The sequence below is a fragment of the Streptomyces kunmingensis genome, from assembly GCF_039533535.1.
In the GTDB taxonomy this organism is placed as follows: Bacteria; Actinomycetota; Actinomycetes; order Streptomycetales; family Streptomycetaceae; genus Streptomyces; species Streptomyces kunmingensis.
The window spans coordinates 258,666-274,572 of sequence record NZ_BAAATS010000019.1; the positions used below are offsets into that span (position 1 = coordinate 258,666).

Annotated in this window: 12 protein-coding genes; 5 read left to right on the plus strand and 7 right to left on the minus strand. The window is 72.0% G+C overall.

The annotated features are described in order from the left end of the window. Positions 1–2 precede the first annotated feature (2 nt). Positions 3–1,172 carry an FAD-dependent oxidoreductase gene (locus ABD366_RS25535; RefSeq protein WP_324769503.1) on the plus strand — a complete coding sequence of 390 codons (1,170 nt, stop codon included), beginning with the start codon at positions 3–5 and terminating at the stop codon, positions 1,170–1,172. 37 nt (positions 1,173–1,209) lie between these two features. Here ABD366_RS25535 and ABD366_RS25540 read toward each other — a convergent pair whose 3' ends face one another. Both ABD366_RS25540 and ABD366_RS25545 read right to left on the minus strand, forming a co-directional pair. Then, entirely contained in the window at positions 1,210–2,298 is a 1,089-nt protein-coding gene (locus tag ABD366_RS25540; RefSeq protein WP_324769504.1) for a branched-chain amino acid aminotransferase, read from the minus strand. Between the two features lie 433 nt (positions 2,299–2,731). After that, complete coding sequence (locus tag ABD366_RS25545) at positions 2,732–3,772, minus strand: 3-isopropylmalate dehydrogenase (protein WP_324769505.1); 1,041 nt, start codon at positions 3,770–3,772, stop codon at positions 2,732–2,734. A 130-nt stretch (positions 3,773–3,902) separates the two neighbouring features. Between ABD366_RS25545 and ABD366_RS25550 the strand changes: the two genes are divergently transcribed. Continuing rightward, on the plus strand, positions 3,903–5,501 hold the full coding sequence (locus ABD366_RS25550; protein WP_324769507.1) for a purple acid phosphatase family protein: 1,599 nt from the start codon (positions 3,903–3,905) through the stop codon (positions 5,499–5,501). Between the two features lie 16 nt (positions 5,502–5,517). On the opposite strand, the gene ABD366_RS25555 is transcribed toward ABD366_RS25550, so the two are convergent. From ABD366_RS25555 to ABD366_RS25570, 4 genes are all read right to left on the minus strand, one after another. Further along, positions 5,518–5,661 (minus strand): hypothetical protein, encoded by a 144-nt coding sequence (locus ABD366_RS25555; protein ID WP_324769508.1) that lies wholly within the window; start codon positions 5,659–5,661, stop codon positions 5,518–5,520. A gap of 230 nt (positions 5,662–5,891) precedes the next feature. Then, a complete protein-coding gene (locus ABD366_RS25560; protein ID WP_411293717.1) occupies positions 5,892–6,449 on the minus strand; it encodes a GNAT family N-acetyltransferase in 558 nt (185 codons plus the stop codon). A gap of 82 nt (positions 6,450–6,531) precedes the next feature. After that, positions 6,532–8,163 carry an L-glutamate gamma-semialdehyde dehydrogenase gene (gene pruA, locus ABD366_RS25565; RefSeq protein WP_324769587.1) on the minus strand — a complete coding sequence of 544 codons (1,632 nt, stop codon included), beginning with the start codon at positions 8,161–8,163 and terminating at the stop codon, positions 6,532–6,534. Positions 8,164–8,243: 80 nt separating this feature from the next. Beyond that, a complete protein-coding gene (locus tag ABD366_RS25570) occupies positions 8,244–9,170 on the minus strand; it encodes a proline dehydrogenase family protein (RefSeq protein ID WP_324769511.1) in 927 nt (308 codons plus the stop codon). 185 nt (positions 9,171–9,355) lie between these two features. On the opposite strand from ABD366_RS25570, the gene ABD366_RS25575 reads away from it, so the two are divergent. Then, positions 9,356–10,528 (plus strand): PucR family transcriptional regulator, encoded by a 1,173-nt coding sequence (locus ABD366_RS25575; RefSeq protein ID WP_324769512.1) that lies wholly within the window; start codon positions 9,356–9,358, stop codon positions 10,526–10,528. 12 nt (positions 10,529–10,540) lie between these two features. Here ABD366_RS25575 and ABD366_RS25580 read toward each other — a convergent pair whose 3' ends face one another. Then, entirely contained in the window at positions 10,541–11,122 is a 582-nt protein-coding gene (locus tag ABD366_RS25580; RefSeq protein WP_324769514.1) for a TetR/AcrR family transcriptional regulator, read from the minus strand. A gap of 83 nt (positions 11,123–11,205) precedes the next feature. Here ABD366_RS25580 and ABD366_RS25585 point away from each other — a divergent pair, with 83 nt between their 5' ends. Both ABD366_RS25585 and ABD366_RS25590 read left to right on the plus strand, forming a co-directional pair. After that, a complete protein-coding gene (locus ABD366_RS25585) occupies positions 11,206–12,774 on the plus strand; it encodes an MFS transporter (protein ID WP_324769515.1) in 1,569 nt (522 codons plus the stop codon). A 72-nt stretch (positions 12,775–12,846) separates the two neighbouring features. Then, positions 12,847–15,807 (plus strand): helix-turn-helix transcriptional regulator, encoded by a 2,961-nt coding sequence (locus ABD366_RS25590; protein ID WP_324769516.1) that lies wholly within the window; start codon positions 12,847–12,849, stop codon positions 15,805–15,807. The last annotated feature ends 100 nt before the right edge of the window (positions 15,808–15,907 follow it).

Consider the following 15,907-nt stretch of genomic DNA (forward strand, 5'->3'; position numbering starts at 1 on the left):
CCATGAACACCGCCGCGAACACCCCCACCCCGCACCACCCCATCGCCGTCATCGGCGCCGGACTCGGCGGCCTCACGCTCGCCCGGGTCCTGCACGTGAACGGCGTCTCCTGCACCCTCTTCGACCTCGACGCCTCGGCCGACGCCCGCCACCAGGGCGGCATGCTCGACCTGCACGAGGAGACGGCGCAGGCCGCTCTGCGCGCGGCCGGCCTGTACGAGGAGTTCCGCGCGATCGTCCTGCCCGGCGGCGAGGAGAGCCGGATGATCGACCCGGACGGCACGCTGCGCCGGCACGACACGGACGACGGCGAGGGCGGGCGCCCCGAGGTCAACCGCGCCGACCTGCGCCGCATCCTGCTCGACTCACTGCCCGAGGGCACGATCCGCTGGGGCGCGAAGGTCACCGCCGCCGAGCCCGCGGACATTCCCGGCCGCCATCTGGTCACGCTCGCCGACGGCAGCCGCTTCACCACGGACCTGCTGATCGGCGCCGACGGGGCCTGGTCCCGGGTGCGGCCGCTGCTCACCGGCGCCCGGCCCGCGTACACCGGCATCTCGTTCGTGGAGACCGACGTCATGCCGGGCACGGAGCGCTACGAGGAGCTGGCCGCGTTCATCGGCGGCGGCAGCTCCTTCACCCTCGGCGACGGCAAGGGCCTGCTCACGCACCGCGAGGGCGACGGCCGCATCCACACCTACGTCGCGGTGAAGGCACCCGAGGAGTGGCTCGGCACCCTCGACTTCACCGGCACCGGGGCCGCGCGCGCCGCCGTGCTCGCGCTCTTCGACGGCTGGGACGAGCGGCTGCGCGCGCTGATCGCGGACGCCGCGGGAGAGCTGACGCCGCGCCTGATCCACGCGCTGCCGGTCGGCGCCGACTGGGACCGGGTGCCGGGTGTCACGCTGCTCGGTGACGCGGCGCATCTGATGTCGCCGTTCGCGGGCGAGGGCGCCAACCTCGCCATGTTCGACGGCGCCGAGCTGGCCCGCGCGATCGTCGAACACCCCGGCGACCCGGAGGCGGCGCTCGCCTCGTACGAGAAGGAGCTGTTCCCGCGCGCCGCGGAGACGGCGGCCGATTCGGCGGACAACCTCACGCTGATGTTCGGCCCCGACGCGCAGCGGAAGCTGCACGACATGTTCGCGGGGTTCGACGCCGCGCAGGCCTGAGAGCCGGACTCGCAGGCCTGCGCGGCGACGGGACGGTTCAGCCCAGCTGGTGCATCCAGCCGTGCGGGTCCTTCGCCGTGCCGCGCTGGATGTCCAGGAGCGCGTTGCGCAGCTTCATGGTGACCTCGCCGGCCTCGCCGCCCGACTGCTGCCACTCGGCGCCCGCGCGCTTGACCGTACCGACGGGCGTGATGACGGCGGCCGTGCCGCAGGCGAAGACCTCGGTGAGCTCACCCGAGGCGGAGTCGGCCTGCCACTGCTCGATGGAGACGCGGCCCTCCTCGGACTTGTAGCCGAGGTCCTCGGCGACCGCGAGGAGCGAGTCGCGGGTGACGCCCGCGAGGAGCGATCCCGTGAGGCCCGGCGTGATGATGCGGTCCCCGTACACGAAGTACAGGTTCATGCCGCCCAGTTCCTCGACCCACTTGTGCTCGACGGCGTCGAGGTAGGCGACCTGGTCGCAGCCCTTGGCGGCGGCCTCGGCCTGCGCGAGCAGGGACGCGGCGTAGTTGCCGCCGGTCTTGGCGTCGCCGACGCCGCCGGGGACGGCGCGGACGCGGTCCTCGGAGAGCCAGATGGAGACGGGCTTCACGCCGCCGGGGAAGTACGCGCCGGCCGGGGAGGCGATGACGATGAAGAGGTACTCGTTCGCGGGCTTCACGCCGAGGCCCACCTCGGTCGCGATCATGAACGGGCGCAGGTAGAGGGACTCCTCGCCGCCGTGCGCGGGGACCCAGTCGCGGTCCTGCTGGACGAGGAGGTCACAGGCCTCGACGAAGGTCTCGACCGGCAGCTCGGGCATGCCCAGGCGCCAGGCCGAGTGCTGGAAGCGCTTGGCGTTCATGTCGGGGCGGAACGTGGCGACGGTGCCGTCGGGCTGGCGGTATGCCTTGAGTCCCTCGAAGATCTCCTGCGCGTAGTGCAGGACGTTCGTCGCCGGGTCGAGGGAGAGCGGACCGTAGGGCACGAGCTGCCCGTCGTGCCAGCCGCGGCCCTCGGTCCAGCGGACCGTCACCATGTGATCGGTGAAGTGGCGGCCGAATCCCGGGTTGGCCAGGATCGCCTCGCGCTCCGCGGCGGACAGCGGGGTGGCAGTGGGCTTGAGCTCGATCGTGGGCGTCGTCATGGTTGCGTGTCCTTCACCGTTGGTTGTGACGGACCGCGCTCACGCCTGCACTCCCTGTACTAGGACGTCCGAGCTTTTCTACGTACTTCGCGGCCCCACGTTCGATTATCGCGCGTGGGACGGTGTGCTCGAAACGGGCCTGGTGGGTGCGGTGTGGTGCGGCCCGGGGTCTGTCGTCCCACTCCCGTCGTCGCCCGGAGGGCGGCCCCGCGGGATCTGGTGCGTGCGACCGCAAGGCGCCGGAAAGTTCTCGTAGCGGAGCTACTAGGGCTTTTCGGCAACGCCGCGAGCGCGCGTGCCAGGTCCCGCGGGGCGGACGGGAGTGGGACGACAGACCTCATGGGCTGATAGTGGCACCCGGACCGCCAATGCAGAAGCCGCCGGGTGCGTGATGCGACCCGGCGGCTTCTGCTGTAGAGAGGTGAGCGCCGGGTCAGCCGGCTACTCGGCCGGCGAGCGCGTCGCCGATCTCCGTGGTGGAGCGGACTGCGGTGCCGCGCTCGCCGAGGTCGGCGGAGACGGCCGTCTCGATGCGCGCGGCCTCGGACTCGTAGCCGAGGTGACGCAGGAGCAGCGCGACGGACAGGACGGTGGCCGTGGGGTCGGCCTTGCCCTGGCCCGCGATGTCCGGGGCCGAGCCGTGCACGGGCTCGAACATCGAGGGGAACTCGCGGCTCGGGTTGATGTTCCCGGAGGCCGCGACTCCGATGCCGCCGGAGACGGCCGCGGCGAGGTCGGTGATGATGTCGCCGAAGAGGTTGTCGGTGACGATCACGTCGAAGCGGGCGGGGTCGGTGACCAGGAAGATCGTCGCCGCGTCCACGTGGATGTAGTCGGTGGTGACCTCGGGGAACTCCTGCGCCACCTTGTTGAAGACGTTCGTCCACAGGTGGCCCGCGAAGGTCAGCACGTTGTTCTTGTGGACCAGCGTGAGCTTCTTGCGGGGGCGGGCCTGGGCGCGGGCGAAGGCGTCCCGGACCACGCGCTCGACACCGAAGGCGGTGTTGACGGAGACCTCGGTGGCGACCTCGTGCTCGGTGCCCTTGCGGATCGTGCCGCCGTTGCCCGTGTACGGACCCTCGGTGCCCTCGCGGACGACGACGAAGTCGATCTCCGGCTGGCCCGCGAGCGGCGTCGCGACACCCGGGAGCAGCTTGCTCGGGCGCAGGTTCACGTGGTGGTCGAAGGCGAAGCGGAGCTTGAGCAGGAAGCCGCGCTCCAGGACGCCGGACGGCACGCTCGGGTCGCCGATGGCGCCGAGCAGGATGGCGTCGTGCTTCTTGAGGGCGTCGAGGTCGGCGTCGGTGAGCGTCTCACCCGTCGCGTGGTACCGCTTGGCGCCGAAGTCGAACTCCTCGGTCTCCAGCTTCACATCCTGCGGAAGCACGGCGGAGAGGACCTTCAGACCCTGGGCCACGACCTCCTGGCCGATGCCGTCACCGGGGATCACTGCGAGATTGATGCTGCGAGACATGTCGGCACCGTATCCCCTTGTCCCATGGGATGACACAACGTGTCCAGAATGCGGACAGGTCGACGCGCCGCCGTGTTCTGTTCACCCTTACGTACGACGGGTGTTGGGTCTCAGCGGGAAACAACCCTTCATGAGTCCTGCCCACGACACCCCCGATGTCGGCATCCCGGAGCCGCTCGCCCGCCGGCTGAGCATGCCCGAGCAGCACGAGTACCTCCGTACGAAGTTCAGCAGGCGGCGCGCCCTGTCCGGGGCGGCGGCCACAGTGGGCGGGGCGGCGCTGCTCGGCGGCGGCGCGGCGGCGTCCCCGGTCCGGGCGGCGCCGTCCGTGCACCGGTCCGCGGTGCGGGTGGACGGGTCGATGGTCGCTCCGTTCGGGCGGCATCTGGCCTTCGGCGCCGATCCGCGGAGCCAGATGCGGGTCTCCTGGCAGGTGCCGCTCGCCGTGCGCCGCCCGTATCTGCGCGTGGGGCTGAAGCCGTGGGAGCTGAGCCGCAAGATCGAGGCGGAGGTGCGCTCCCTGCACACGCCGTCGCTGTCGAAGAAGCTGCCGGCGGTCGAGCAGCACTATCTGCATGTCGCCCTGGACGGTCTGCGACCTGGCACGACGTACTACTACGGCGTCGGCCACGACGGCTTCGACCCGGCGAGCCCCGAACGGTTCGGCACCCTCGGCACGTTCCGCACCGCCCCCGCCACCCCCGAGACGTTCGTCTTCACCGCCTTCGGCGACCAGGGCGTGAGCTATGACGCGCTCGCCAACGACCAGGTGATCCTGGGCCAGAACCCCTCGTTCCATCTGCACGCGGGCGACATCTGCTACGCGGACAGCTCGGGCCACGGCAAGGAGGCGGACACCTACGACGCGCGCGTGTGGGACCAGTTCCTCGCGCAGACGGAGACGGTCGCGAAGTCCGTGCCGTGGATGGTGACGACCGGCAACCACGACATGGAGGCCTGGTACTCGCCGAACGGGTACGGCGGACAGAGCGCCCGCTGGACGCTGCCGGACAACGGGCCCGACCCGCACGGCGCCCCGGGCGTCTACTCGTTCGTCTACGGGAACCTGGGCGTGGTCGCGCTGGACGCGAACGACGTCTCGTACGAGATCCCCGCCAACAAGGGCTGCACGGACGGGAAGCAGACCGCCTGGCTCGACCGGCGGCTCGGGGAGCTGCGGGCGCGCGACGGCATCGACTTCGTCGTCGTCTTCTTCCACCACTGCGCGTACTCGACGTCCCGGCACGCCTCGGACGGCGGGGTGCGCGACGCGTGGGTGCCGCTGTTCGCCCGGCACCAGGTGGATCTGGTGATCAACGGACACAACCACGTGTACGAGCGCACGGACGCGATCCGGGGCGCGGGCGGAGAGGTCGGCAGGCCGGTGCCGGTCGGCGCGTCGACCGATCCGACGCGCGACGGCATCGTGTACGTCACCGCGGGCGGCGCCGGCAAGGACCTCTACGGCTTCGGACCGGGCGTGCCGGACAGCTACGAAGGCCACGAACGCGAGCGCGACGCGATCGACACCTTCCGCTGGACGGCGTCACACCAGCGCGACGCGTCGGCTCCTGTCGAGGAGGTCGTGGAGTGGTCCCGGGTGCGCTACACCGGCTTCTCGTTCCTCGCGGTGGAGGTGGAGGCCGGGGCGGCTCCCCGGATGACGGTCTCCGCGCTCGCCGAGAACGGCACGCGCATCGACCATTTCGAGGTACGGCGGGGTGTCTGACGGGGTGGCGAGCCGGTCAGTGACCGGTCTCTCCCCCGTTGTCCCTGCGGTCCAGGGAACGCTGGAGGGCTGCGGCGGCGATCTTGGCGGCCTGCCGGTCGGCTTCGCTCGACGGGGAGACGTGGCGGACGCGGCGGCGGACGGGCGTAGCAGTGGCCATGACGGATCGACTCCTTGAGATCATGGGGATTTCTCAGGGCCGGAAGGGGCGGAGAGCGGGAAGCTGCAGGGGTTGCCTGCGGGGTGCTCCGGCTCGCGACCGCCATTCGCCAGGTAAGCGATTCGTTCGGCTCCTACAAAGTTAGGACAGGTCGCTGCTTCTGTCTCCACAATTACTCGGACTTCCTACTATCTGAGACGGCTTTCTGTCCGTGCCCCTCGGGGCGCAGCTCAGAGCAGGTCCCCCTCGCGCCAGTCGAAGAGCAGCTCGAAGGCCGGATCGAGGCCCCGGGCGGCCAGTGCGGGGAACAGGAACGGCGGGTCCTCGTCGGCGGGCAGCCGGATGGTCCCGCTCGGGCCGTAGGCCGCGAACGGGCCGGTCCACGCGGTCCAGCCGCGCGCCAGGTACAGCTCCTCGCCGTCGGAGGACGCGGAGAGCGCGCCGAGGTCGTACGCGCCGACGATCACCCGCTCCAGGGCGCCCATCACCCGGCCGCCGAGCCCGGTGCGGCGCACGTCCGCACGGACCGCGACGGCCTCCACGTATCCGACGCGCAGCGTGTGCCCGTCGTGGACCGCGCGACGCTGGGCCACGGAGCCGTGGGCGAGCAGCGCACCGGAGTCGTCGTGCACCAGGGCGTGGACGCCGCCGAGGCCGTGGGCCCAGTCGGCGTCGGAGAAATCACCGTCGAAGGCGTCGTCCAACAGGGCGCGGGCGGCGGCCAGTTCGGCCACGGTGAGGTCTGCGGTCTGGGCGGTACGCAACGTGGTCACCCGGCCACGGTACAAAAAACAACACCGCCCTCGGCCGGGGTGGGGCCCGTGGCCGAGGGCGGGGTCAGGGGGTGGACAGGAGCCCACCGGGCGGGCGTCAGCCCATGTGCGGGTACGCGTAGTCCGTCGGCGGGACCAGCGTCTCCTTGATGGCGCGGGTCAGCGTCCAGCGCATCAGGTTCTGCGGGGCGCCGGCCTTGTCGTTGGTGCCGGAGGCGCGGCCGCCGCCGAAGGGCTGCTGGCCGACGACGGCGCCGGTCGACTTGTCGTTGATGTAGAAGTTGCCCGCGGCGTAGCGGAGCTTCTCCATCGTGTACGCGGCGGCGGCGCGGTCGTTGGAGATGACCGAACCGGTGAGCGCGTAGTCGGACGCCGACTCCATCTGCTCCAGCATGGCGTCGTACTGGTCGTCCTCGTAGACGTGGATCGCGAGGATCGGGCCGAAGTACTCGGTCGTGAAGACCTCGTTGGCCGGGTCGGTGCACTCGATGACGGTCGGGCGCACGAAGTAGCCGGTCGAGTCGTCGTACGTGCCGCCCGCGACGATCGTGCAGGAGTCGTCGCCCTTGGCACGGTCGATCGCGGCCTTGTTCTTGGCGAAGGACCGCTCGTCGATGACGGCGCCGATGAAGTGCGACAGGTCGGTGACGTCACCCATGGTGATGCCGTCGACCTCGGCCGCGAACTCCTCCTTGAAGCCGTCGTTCCAGATGGAGGCCGGGATGTAGGCGCGCGAGGACGCGGAGCACTTCTGGCCCTGGTACTCGAAGGAGCCGCGGGTCAGCGCCGTCTTGAGGACGGCACGGTCGGCGCTCGGGTGGGCGACGACGAAGTCCTTGCCGCCGGTCTCGCCGACGAGGCGCGGGTACGTGCGGTACTTCTCGATGTTGTTGCCGACCGTCTTCCACAGGTGCTGGAAGGTCTTGGTCGAGCCGGTGAAGTGGATGCCGGCGAGGTCGCGGTGGTTGAGGGCGACCTCGGAGACGGCGAGGCCGTCACCGGTGACGAGGTTGATGACGCCCTTGGGCAGACCGGCCTCCTCCAGGAGCTGGAGGAGCAGGACGGCGGCGTGCGTCTGCGTCGGGGACGGCTTCCAGACCACCACGTTGCCCATGAGGGCGGGGGCGGTGGGCAGGTTGCCCGCGATGGCCGTGAAGTTGAACGGCGTGATCGCGTAGACGAAGCCCTCCAGCGGGCGGTGGTCCATGCGGTTCCACACGCCCGTGGAGTTGGCCGGCGGCTGCTCGGCGAGCAGGTTGCGGGCGTAGTGGACGTTGAAGCGCCAGAAGTCGACCAGCTCACAGGGAGTGTCGATCTCGGCCTGCTGCGCGGTCTTCGACTGGCCCAGCATGGTGGAGGCGGCCAGCGTCTCGCGCCACGTGGTGGAGAGCAGCTCGGCGGCGCGCAGGATGATCGCGGCGCGGTCGTCGAAGGCCATCGCGCGCCAGGCCGGGGCGGCGGCCAGGGCGGCGTCGACCGCGTCCTGGGCGTCCTGCTCGGTGGCGTTGGCGTACGTACCGATGACGGCCTTGTGGTTGTGCGGCTGCACGACGTCGAAGCGCTCGCCGCCGCCCATCCGACGCACACCGCCGATGGTGCAGGGCAGGTCGATCGGGTTCTCGGCCAGCTCCTTGAGCTTGGCCTCCAGGCGGGCGCGCTCCGGCGAACCGGGGGCGTAGCCGTGCACCGGCTCGTTGACCGGGGCGGGGACTCGGGTCACGGCGTCCAGCGTCATGGGTCCGTATCTCCTTCGAGGGGTCGGGGAGTTGTCGGGAAGTCGGGGGCCCTGCGAAAGGCCGAGCGGGCCGCTCAGTCCTTGGTGAGGATCGAGCGGGCGAAGAAGAGCAGGTTGGCGGGCTTCTCCGCGAGGCGGCGCATGAAGTACCCGTACCAGTCGGTGCCGTACGCGGTGTAGACACGCATCCGGTGTCCTTCGGCGGCGAGGCGCAGGTGCTCGTCACTGCGGATGCCGTACAGCATCTGGAACTCGTACTCGTCCAGCTTGCGCCCCGCGGTCCGGGCGAGCTCCTGTGCGATGGAGATCAGGCGCGGGTCGTGGGACCCGATCATCGGGTAGCCGGAGCCCTCCATGAGGATGCGCATGATCCGCACGTACGCCTTGTCGGTCTCGGCCTTGTCCTGGTACGCGACCTCGGCGGGCTCCTTGTAGGCGCCCTTCACGATGCGGACGCGGCTGCCGGCGGCGGCGAGGCGGCGGGCGTCGGCCTCGGTGCGGAAGAGGTAGGCCTGGATGACGCAGCCGGTCTGCGGGAAGTCCTTCCGCAGCTCCTCGTGGATGGCGAACATCGAGTCGAGGGTGGTGTGGTCCTCGGCGTCCAGGGTGACCGTGGTGCCGATGGCGGCGGCGGCCTCGACGACGGGCCGCACGTTGGCGAGCGCCAGCTCATGCCCGTCGGCGAGCGCCTGGCCGAACATCGAGAGCTTCACGGACATCTCGGCCTTCGTGCCGAGGCCGAGCTCCTTCAGACGGCCGATCAGCTCCAGGTAGGCGTCGCGTGCGGCGTGCGACTGCTCGACGGTGGTGATGTCCTCACCGACGACGTCGAGGGTGACCTCGAGCCCCTTGGCGGCCGCGTCCTCGATCACCGGCACGACCTGGTCGACGCTCTCACCGGCGATGAAGCGGTCGACGACCTGTTTGGTGCCCGGCGCCGCCGACACGAACGAGCGCATCTTGTCACTGCGCGACGCGGCGAGGATCAGGGGAGCCAGCACGGGGCACCTCCACGGAGCATGAGTTGAGGAGTGGCCGAACCACCACAAAGGGGGAACGGCACGGGGAACCACCGTGAAATCTAAGGATCCCTCCGATCCTGTGCCATCGACAGCTGTCACGCATCTGTGGTCGCCACCTCAGACACCTGTATGAAGAAACGTGTGGGGTGCGGGAGAATGGCGGGGTGAAAGGCGACTATCAGGAACTGGTCGACGAGATCTCGGCGCTGCTCGGCGCCCCCGCGACCCTGGAGAACCGCGACTTCCGGCTGATCGCGTTCGGCGCGCAGCTCAGCGACGGGGACGCCGACACGGAGTTCGACGCGTCGGCGCTCGACCCGGTCCGCACGCGGTCGATCCTGACGCGCAGCTCCACGGCGGCCGTCCGCACCTGGTTCGAGGGCTTCGGCATCGCCCGCGCGACGGAGCCGGTCCGCATCCCGGCGACCCCGGAGGCCGGGGTCTACCGCGGCCGCGTCTGCCTCCCCGTACGCCACAGGGGCATCGTCCTCGGTTACGTATGGCTGCTCGACGACGATCCGGGGCCCACCCAGGAGCAGCTGGACGCGGCGATGGAGGTGGCCGGGCGGATCGGCGCGCAGCTCGCGGACGAGGCGCAGGCGGGGGCCGATCTGACCCGCGAGTTCCACTCCGTCCTGACGGCCGAGCGCGGCTGGCAGCGGGACATGGCGGTGGCCGCGCTGCGCACGGCGCTCGGCAGCCGCGCGGACGGACTGCACGCGGTGGTCTGCGTCGCGCCCTGGCCGTCCGCAAACCCGGACGACGCGCCCTCAGTCCGATCCCTCCCGGCGGCGGACGCACTGTGCACGGTGCCGTGGGGAGTGACGGGCCAGTGCCTGGCGCTCCTGGTACGGCTGCGCTCGGCGGAGGTCCTCGCCCCGGCGCTCAACGCGGCGGCGAAACTGCGGGCGCGGGCCGGCACCGATCCGGTCGCGGCGGGCATCGGCGCTCCCCGCAACGACCTCGCCGAGCTGGGGGCGGCCTGGCAGGAGGCGACGGCGGCGGCGCGCACGGCCCTGGCCAACCCGCGGCTCGGCCCCGATACGCAGTGGTCGGCGATCGGCCCGTACCGGCTGCTCACCGCGCTGCCCGCGGAGGCCGCGCACGACCCGGCGGTGGCCCCGCTGCTCGCCCCCGCGCACCGGCAGCTGGCACGCACCGCGGAAACGTTTCTCGACTGCGCCGGCCAGGCAGGACGTACAGCAGCGGCGCTCGGCATCCACCGACAGACCCTCTACTACCGCCTCTCCCGGGTCGAGCAGCTCACCGGCCTCGATCTGGACGAGGGCGAGGACCGGCTGCTGCTGCACATGGGGCTGAAGGCGGCGCGGCTGTGACGGTGCCGCTTTTCAGGGCGACGGCTGCGCCGCTGCCAGCAACCGCCGCAGCCCCTCGGTGAGTTCCTCCGCGCTCGGCGAGAACTCCGCGTCGAAGGTGTGCTGGGCGATCAGCCCGAGGACCAGTACCGAGAAGAACTTGCCCAGGGTGTCCACGCTCGGATCGTCGGCGGGCGGCTCCGCTCCCCCCATGATCATGCCGATGAAGCCGCGGCCCGCCTCGCGCTGAGCCGCCGCCAAGTGCTCCCGTACGGCCGGGAGCTTGTCCCCCATCGTCACGAGCTCGATGCTCAGGTGCCAGATGGAGCCGGGCTTGCCGAGGCTGTCGGTGATGCCCGCCATGACGGCGCCGAAGCGCTCCAACGAGCCGTCTGCGCCCGGCAGTTCCTGCGGCTCGCCCCACTCCTCCGCGGCGTTCTCGGCGAGCGCCACGTACGCCTGCGCGAGCAGCGTGTCCTTCGAGCCGTAGTGGTAGCCGATGGACGCCAGGTTCGTCCCCGACTCCCTGACGATGTCGCGCGCGGTCGTGCGCACGAACCCCTTCTCCAGAAGGCAGCGCTTGGCGCCTTCGAGCAGATCCTCGCGATGTCCCATGACCCCACCCTACCCAGGATCCAGACGTCTGTCTTATACGGCCGTACTAGACAAGCGTTTAAGACGCTCGTACAGTTCCTGCCATGACGAACCCGCCGAGCTCCACCCCACCGCTCGACTCCCGTGCCGGGCGCCGCGAATGGACCGCCCTGGGCGTGCTGATGCTGCCGCTGCTCCTGGTGTCGATGGACGTCTCCGTCCTCTACTTCGCGGTCCCCGCGATCAGCGCGGACCTGGCGCCGAGCGGCACCCAGCAACTGTGGATCTTCGACATCTACGCGTTCGTGCTCGCAGGGCTGCTGATGACCATGGGCTCGCTCGGCGACCGGATCGGCCGCCGCAAACTGCTCCTGATCGGCGCCGCCGCCTTCGGCACCGCCTCCGTGCTGGCCGCCTACGCCGACAGCGCGGAGACGCTCATCGCCGCCCGCGCGCTCCTCGGGATCGGCGGCGCCACCCTCATGCCGTCCACCATGGGCCTCATCCGCACGATGTTCACCGACCCCGGCCAGCGCGCGAAGGCGATCGGCCTGTGGTCGGGCGTCATGACCGGCGGCATCGCGCTCGGCTCGGTGATGAGCGGCGTCCTCGTCGAGTACTTCTGGTGGGGCTCGGTCTTCCTGATCAACCTGCCCGCGATGGTGCTGCTGCTGGTCCTCGGCCCCCTCCTGCTGCCCGAGTCCAGGAACCCCGAGCCCGGCCGCTTCGACCTGATCAGCGTGCCGCTGTCGCTGGCCGCCGTACTGCCCGTGATCTACGGCATCAAGGAGATCCCGTCCGAGGGCTGGAACGTGCGGTACGTCGTCTCGATCACCGTGGGCCTGCTGTTCGCCGCCCTGTTCGTGCACCGCCAGCGCACCGCGAAGTCCCCGCTGATCACCCCCGCCCTGTTCCGCGGCAGGGGGTTCGCGCCCGCCGTCGTCCTGAACCTCGTCTCGTCGTTCGGCATGATGGGCTCGGCGTTCTTCACCACGCAGTACCTCCAGTCCGTACTCGGCAAGAGCTCCATGGCCGCCGCGCTCTGGTCGTTGCTCCCGACCGTCATGGTCGGAGTGGCGGCGCCCGTCTCCGCGCAGCTCGTCGAGAAGGGCGTGCACCGCGCCCATGTCGTCGCCGGCGGCTTCACCGTCGCCGCCTGCGGATACGCCCTGCTGGCCTTCACCGGCACCGACTCGCTCTGGCTGGTACTGGCCGGCGCCGGTGTCCTCGCCTCCGGGATCGTCACCGTGATGTCCCAGATGATGGACCTGGCTCTGGGCACCGTCCCGGTCCGCCACTCGGGCTCCGCCGCGTCCCTCCTGGAGACGGGCGCCGAGCTGGGCGGCGCCCTCGGCATGGCCGTCCTGGGCTCCATCGGCACGGCGGTCTACCGCCACGACATCCCGGCCGGCGCCCCGGCCGCGGCCCACGAGACGCTGGGCGGCGCCCTCGCGGTCGCGGCCGAGCTGCCGGGCGACGCGGGCCGCGCCCTGACGGCCGCCGCACGGGAGGCCTTCACCCACGGCATGCAGGCGGCGGCGATCGCCGGGACGGTCCTGCTGCTGGGCGCCGCGGTTCTCGCCGCGCTGACCCTGCGCAAGGCAGTACAGCGCGACCCCGCGACGGCAACGGCTCCTGAGTGCCTGTCTTCTTCCGACGCGGCCAAGGCCTGACCTCCTGGGTCCGGGCTCCCGCCGGAGCCCGGACCCACGGGCGACCCCGGCCGCGCGTGCCAGGATGGCCGCGTGGCACAGACATTCGACACGCCGTTCATCGGCCGGGCGGGCGAACTCGCCCAACTCACCGGCGTTCTCGAACGGGCCGCGGCCGGCGATCCGCGCGCCGTCCTGATCGCCGGGGACGCCGGCGTCGGCAAGACCCGGACGCTGACCGAGGCCGCGGCACACGCCGCGGCCACCGGCATGACCGTCCTGACCGGCCACTGCGTGGACCTCGGCGACGTGGGCCTGCCCTACCTCCCCTTCACGGAGATCCTCGCCGCGGCCGCCGCCGACGAGCGGCTCGCGCCGGCCTTCGCCGGGCGCCCCGCCGTGGACCGCCTGATCGGCAGAGCCCCGGGCACCGGCCCCGAGACCGGCAGCCGCCTCCAGCTCTTCGAGGGCGTCGCGGGACTCCTCGCCGACCTGGCCGCACTGACCCCGCTCCTCCTGGTCATCGAGGACCTCCACTGGGCGGACCAGTCCTCCCGGGACCTGCTCCGCTTCCTGCTCAGCCGGGGCGTCCTCCAACGGCCCACGCCCGGCGGCCCGCCGCACCCCCTCGCGGTCCTCGCCTCGTACCGCGCGGACGACCTGCACCGCCGCCACCCCCTGCGGCCCCTGCTCGCCGAGCTGGTCCGGCTGCCCGCCGTCGACCGGCTCGAACTGCGCCCGCTGGCCGACGCGGACGTGGCCCGGCTCGTCCGCGCGCAGCGCACCGGCCCCGTCCCCGACAGCACGGTCCGCCGCATCGTCGACCGCGCCGAGGGCAACGCCTTCTACGCCGAGGAACTGCTCGCCGCACTGCCCGGCGACGACGGCCCCGGCTCCCCCGCCATGCCCAGCGGCCTCGCGGACGTCCTGCTCATCCGCATCGAGCAGCTGACCGAGACCGCCCAGCAGGTCCTGCGCACGGCGGCCGTCGCAGGGCGCCGGGTCGGGCACGATCTGCTGCGGGACGCCGTCCAACTGCCCGAGGAGGAACTGGAGTCGGCGCTGCGCGAAGCGGTCGGACGTCAGCTGCTGCTGCCCGGCGACGACGCGACGTACTCGTTCCGGCACGCCCTCACCCGCGAGGCCGTGTACGCGGATCTGCTGCCCGGCGAGCGGGTCCGGCTGCACGGCCTCTTCGCCCGGCTCCTCGCGGCGGAAGGCCGCTCGCCGGGCAGCGCCGCTGAGCGCGCGCATCACTCGCGCGAGAGCCACGACCTGGCCGACGCCCTGGCCGCCTCCCTCGAAGCCGCCGACCACGCCCAGCGCGTCGGCGCCCCCGCCGAGGAGCTGCGCCATCTGGAGGCCGCACTCGAACTGTGGGCCGTCGTCGACTCCGCCGCCCGCCCCGAGAGCGGCAACACGATCACCCTCACGCTGCGCGCCTCGGCCGCCGCCGCCCGCGCGGGCGAGCCCCACCGAGCCGTCCAGCTCACCCGCTCCGCGCTCGCACGGGCCGGCTCGGACGCCGACTCCGAACTCGCCGCACGGGTCCGCTACACCCTGGCCGGCAACCTGATGCGGATCGACGACCTGGAGGCCGCGTTCACGTACAGCAGCGAGGCGCTCGCACTGATCCCGGCCGAACCGCCCTCGCCCACCTGGGTGTGGGCCGCCGCGACCCACGTCATGGCCGCCCGGTACGTCGGACGCGACGAGGACGCCGAACGCGTCGCCCGGCAGGCCCTGGGCGTCGCCGAACGGCTCGGACTCACCGACGCCCAGGCCGATCTGGCGATCTCACTGGTCGGCCTCGAAGCGCACAACCGGCGTACGGCACAGGGCCGCGAGCGCCTGGTGCACGCCCGCGAACTGGCCTCCGCCGCCGGAAACCTCGCGGTCGAGATGCGGGCCCTCTACAACCTGGGGCTCGGCTGCTACGAGTCCGGTGACCTGGACGCGAGTCTGACCTGGCTCGCCGACGGCCTCGACCGCGCCCGCCGCGCCGGGCTCCTCTCCTCCCCGTACGCCCTGGAACTGCGCTACCTCCAATCCGTCCTGCTCTACACGCTGGGCCGCTGGGACGAGTGCGCGCGAGCGGCCACCTCCGACGCCGAACTGCTCCCGGCCGCGGTCGCGTTCACGACCGCGCCCGCGCTGTACGTCGCCCTGGCGCGCGGCGCGTACGAGACGGCCGTCGCCGGGGCCCGCGCGCTGCTCGGCCCTTCCGCCGACTGGATGGCGGCGCTCGTCGCCAGCCTCGTACTGACCGACGAGGCGGCGCTGCGCGGCGACGCCGGGGACTGCGTACGTCAGATGCGGGCCTCGGTCGAGCGGCTCATGGAGGGTGCGGGCTCCGAGCGGCCCGACGCCTTCGTGCGGCTCGCCGCACTGACCTTGTCGGGGGTCGCCGACGCGGCGGAGGAGGCCCGGCGGTCCGGCGACGCGAGCGCCGTCGAGCGCTGGACGCCGATCGCCACCGAGCTGGTGGAGCTGGCCCGCGGCACGGCGGCACAGGGCGAGGACGGCACCGAACAGGGGCCCGAGGGGCTGGCCTGGCTGGCCCGCGCCGAGGCCGAGGCGGTGCGCGCCGCGACCGGCCCGTCCGTCGAGGCGTGGGAGCGGGCGGTGACGGCGTTCGGCTACGGCGAACCGTACGAACTGGCCCGGTGCCGACGGCGGCTCGCGGAGGCCCTGCTCATCGCCGACCGCCGCGAGGAGGCCGCCGAGCAGGCCCGCGCGGCCCGGACGGTCGCGGAGCGACTGGGCGCCGTGCCGCTGCGCGAGGCGCTGGACGCGCTGGCCCGGCGGGGCCGCTTCACCGAGGCGCCGGGCGCCGAGGAACGGATCGCCGCCCTGACCGCCCGGGAGAGCGATGTGCTGCGGCTGCTCGGCCGGGGCCGCACCAACCGTCAGATCGGCGAGGAACTGTTCATCAGCGGCAAGACGGCGAGCGTCCACGTCTCGAACATCCTCGCCAAGCTGGGCGCCGCGAGCCGCACCGAGGCGGTCGGCATCGCCTACCGGGAGGGCCTGATCGAGCGCGCCTCGTCCTGAGAGTCTTCCCGAGAGCCTGACTGTGAGCCTGACTGTGAGCCTGTCTGTGAGCCTCTCTTCGGGACGCACGAGGGCCGGGCCACCCGTGGGTGGCCCGGCC